The following is a 3,665-nucleotide window of genomic DNA, read 5'->3' on the forward strand; positions in this document are numbered from 1 at the left end:
CCCCGTTGTCATCCTCGTCCGCCTTCGGCTCCCTTCGGATTCCCTCGGGCGCATCGAGGTTGCGCGCCATCAGGCCGACCCCGCCGTCGGGCTGCCGGTGTCTTGGTTCGTTGCGCCGCTAGACCGCGGTTCAATGACGAGACTTGCGTTGCCCGCCGACTGCGGCCGCCCGGGCGGCGCGCAATCGGCATACGCGCATTTGGTCGTCGTGGTGGTGGTCGCTTGCGCGTTGGTGAAGAGTGGTTTGCGGGTGGCTTCTCGGCACAAGGGATAGGTAGAGCGACGGGGGGCGCGCGGCAGGCAGACGCTTGCTTGGCAAGACCCGTACGCGCGCCACCCGTCTAATAGGAAGACTGTCTCGTGCTCGTCGCACGATGGGTTGCGTGCGGCATGCGTCCGTGTTCGCAGGTAGACCCGAACGCATTCCACCCATTTTAAGAAAAATGGCGATACACACGCGCCACACGCGAAGCGGCATCATCACGACGCAAGACGACGCGTAAGCCCCACGAGGCCGCCTGCGCGGCCGGCATGGGGCGGGCCCCGCAAGACCCTCCACCACACCTCAACATTGATGCGAAGCAAAAGAAAGCCACTCGCCCCGGCCGCGGTGAGATTGCAGCTGATGGAGCCCGGCGCGTAGGTGGCCTGCGGTGTGCGGGGAGTCGATAAGCCCGAGGGAATCTGAAGGCCGCGGCCGCAGGCCGCAACGAAGATGACGAAGGGGCAGTCCGGAGCGAAGGCTCCGGACCGCGATCGTTGACCCGCGCACCGCAGGCCACCTACGTGCCGGGCGGCCTTAAGAACCCAAACGCCCGCGCACAAAATCCCTTCTAATGCCCACCCCCGAGATAAGCAGCAACCACCGCCGGATCATCTCGCAGCTTCTCCGCGCTGCCATGCACGGAAATGCGCCCGTTCTCCAGCACATACCCGTAATCCGCCACATTCAACGCCGCGGCTGCGAACTGTTCCACCAGCAGCATCGTCACCCCCTCGTCCTTCAACCGCGCAATGATCCGGAACACCTCCTCAACGAGGATCGGCGCCAGCCCCATCGACGGTTCGTCCAGCAGCACCAGCTCGGGATTCAGCATCACCGCGCGCGCCATGGCGAGCATTTGTTGTTCACCCCCCGACAGCGTGCCAGCCAACTGCTCGCGGCGTTCCTTCAGACGCGGGAACAGGTCCATGGCGCGGCCCAGGTCGGCCTGCACATCGCCCTTGGGGCGGCTGCCCGTCAGACGGGGAAAGGCCCCCAGCAGCAGGTTGTCGGTCACCGACAGCGTGGGGAACACCCGGCGGCCCTCCGGCGAATGGGCCAGGCCCAGCCGCGCGATGCGGTGGGATTCCAGGCCGTCGATGCGTTTGCCGCTTAGCGTGACCTCGCCCGCGGTCGGGCGGATCATGCCGGACAGCGCACGCATCGTCGTGGTCTTGCCGGCGCCGTTCGAGCCGATCAGCGTCACCACCTTCGCCTTCGGCACCTCCATGCTGATGCCGTGCAGCACCTTCACCTTGCCGTAACCCGCTTCCAGATTCTTGATCGATAGCATCTTGTTGTCCTCTTGGCGTCAGGCGGGCGCGCCGCCCAGATACGCCTCGATAACCTTGGCGTTGCTTTGCACTTCGTTCGGCAGGCCTTCGGCGATCTTCTGGCCGAAGTCCAGCACCGACACCGTGTCGCACACTCCCATCACCACATCCATATGGTGTTCGATGAGGATCAGCGTGATGCCGTGGTCGCGCACCTTGCGGATGATGGCCAGCAGCTCGACGATGTCGGGGGCGGTCAGGCCGGCCGCCGGCTCGTCCAGCAGCAGCAGCTGCGGGTCCAGCGCCAGCGCGCGGGCGATTTCCAGCAGGCGCTGCTTGCCATACGGCAGGTTGCGGGCTTCTTCGTTGGCCAGCGACTCCAGGCCCACGAATTCCAGCAACGCCATCGCACGGGCCCGGGCGCCTTGCTCTTCGCCCTTCCACTTCGGGGTGCGCAGCGCGATGCCGGCCAGCCCTGTGGTGAAGGTGTGATGCAGGCCCACCAGCACGTTCTCCAACGCAGTCATTTCGCCGAACAGCTGCACGTTCTGGAAGGTGCGCGCGATGCCCGCGGCGGCGATGTCCGCGGGCGCCAGGCCGACCAGCGACTTGCCCGAGAACTCCACCGCGCCGGCGGTCGGCACATAGATGCCGGTCAGCACGTTCATCATGGTGCTCTTGCCGGACCCGTTGGGACCGATCAGGCCATGGATGGTGCCGCGCTTGATGGTCAGGTCCACCTCGTTCAGCGCCTTCAGACCGCCGAACTGCATCAGCACGCTCTTGGCCGTCAGCAGCGTTTCGCCCTTGCCGGCCACGGCTGCCGCCTCGGGCACCGCGTCCTGCTCCTTCACCAGGTCCGTCTTGACCGTCAGCGCCGCGCGGCGGGTCGAGAAGAACAGGTTGCGGACGAAGCCGACGATGCCGTCGGGCAGGTAGTACACGACGAACAGGATCATGGCGCCGAAGATGGTCAGGCGCCAGTCGGTCACGGCGTCCAGCCAATACGAGAAGACCGCCAGCACGATGGTGCCGACCACGGGGACCACCACGCGGCGCGGTTCAGCGCGGCCCTTGGACACTGCGACGATGCTGCCCACGGTCACCAGGATGGCCACGGCCAGCGCGATCAGACGGAAGGTGCCGATGTCGTCCAGCATCTTGGGCAGCAGCACGATGATGGACGCGCCAAGCAGGGCGCCCGTGCGGCTCTTGCGGCCGCCCATGATGATGGCCAGCAGGAACAGGATGGTCAGTTCGAAGTTGTACGTGTTGGGCGAGATGTACTGTTCGGAGTACGAGTACAGCGCGCCCGCCAGGCCGGCGAAACCGGCGCTGATCACGAAGGCGAACACCTTGTGCCGGTAGACCGACACGCCCATGCAGTCGGATGCGATCGGGCTGTCGCGCAAGGCCTCGAAGGAGCGTCCCAGGTGCGACTTCAGGATGCGGTGCACGACGATCAGCGAGATCACCAGCAGCGCGCCCACCAGCCAGAAGTACTCGCTCTTGGTCAGGATGTGGCCGCCGATGGACGGCTTGGGAATCTTGATGCCCAAGGGGCCTTCGGTCATGAAGGTCATCTCGTTGATCAGGATCTGGATGATGGTGCCGAAGGCCAGCGTCACCATGGCCAGGTAAGGCCCCGTGACCCGCAGCGCCGGCAGCGCCAGCACTGCGCCGAACGCCGCTGCAATCAGAATGGCGGCGGGAAGAATCACCCAGATGGGCATTTGCAGATGGAAGAACAGCACGCCGGCGACATACGAGCCGATACCGAAGAGGCCTGCATGGCCCAGCGATACCTGCCCGGTGTAGCCCACCACGATATCGAGCCCGAACAGCAGGATCGAATAGATCATGATCGTTTCGATCAGATGCAGGTAGTACGTGTTGGTCACGCCCAGCGGCACGGCGGCCAGGCATGCGATCGCCACGATGGATAGCAACAGGTGCAAGGGTTTCATCGCTTACACCTTCTTGATCGCGGTCTTGCCGAACAGGCCGGCGGGCTTGAAGGTCAGTACGAGCAGCAGCAACACCAATCCCGGCACGTCTTTGTACCCCGTCGAAAGATAGAAACCGGTGGTCGTTTCGGCGATCCCCAGGATCAGCCCGCCCACCACGAC

3 protein-coding genes and 1 pseudogene are annotated in these 3,665 nt (G+C 64.9%); 1 reads left to right on the top strand and 3 read right to left on the bottom strand.

Annotated elements, in window-relative coordinates; translation table 11 throughout:
- On the top strand, positions 1 to 274 hold a 274-nt coding region (locus ACO6D5_RS10505), incomplete at its 5' end, for a hypothetical protein (protein WP_485825341.1).
- Positions 275 to 833: 559 nt separating this feature from the next.
- On the opposite strand, the gene ACO6D5_RS10510 is transcribed toward ACO6D5_RS10505, so the two are convergent.
- The 3 genes and pseudogenes from ACO6D5_RS10510 to ACO6D5_RS10520 all read right to left on the bottom strand — a co-directional run.
- Entirely contained in the window at positions 834 to 1,556 is a 723-nt protein-coding gene (locus ACO6D5_RS10510; protein WP_006224764.1) for an ABC transporter ATP-binding protein, read from the bottom strand.
- An 18-nt stretch (positions 1,557 to 1,574) separates the two neighbouring features.
- Complete coding sequence (locus tag ACO6D5_RS10515; RefSeq protein ID WP_485825342.1) at positions 1,575 to 3,503, bottom strand: branched-chain amino acid ABC transporter ATP-binding protein/permease; 1,929 nt, start codon at positions 3,501 to 3,503, stop codon at positions 1,575 to 1,577.
- Between the two features lie 3 nt (positions 3,504 to 3,506).
- Positions 3,507 to 3,665: pseudogene (locus tag ACO6D5_RS10520) on the bottom strand (branched-chain amino acid ABC transporter permease); the annotation flags it as partial.

It is taken from the genome of Achromobacter sp., from assembly GCF_057314935.1.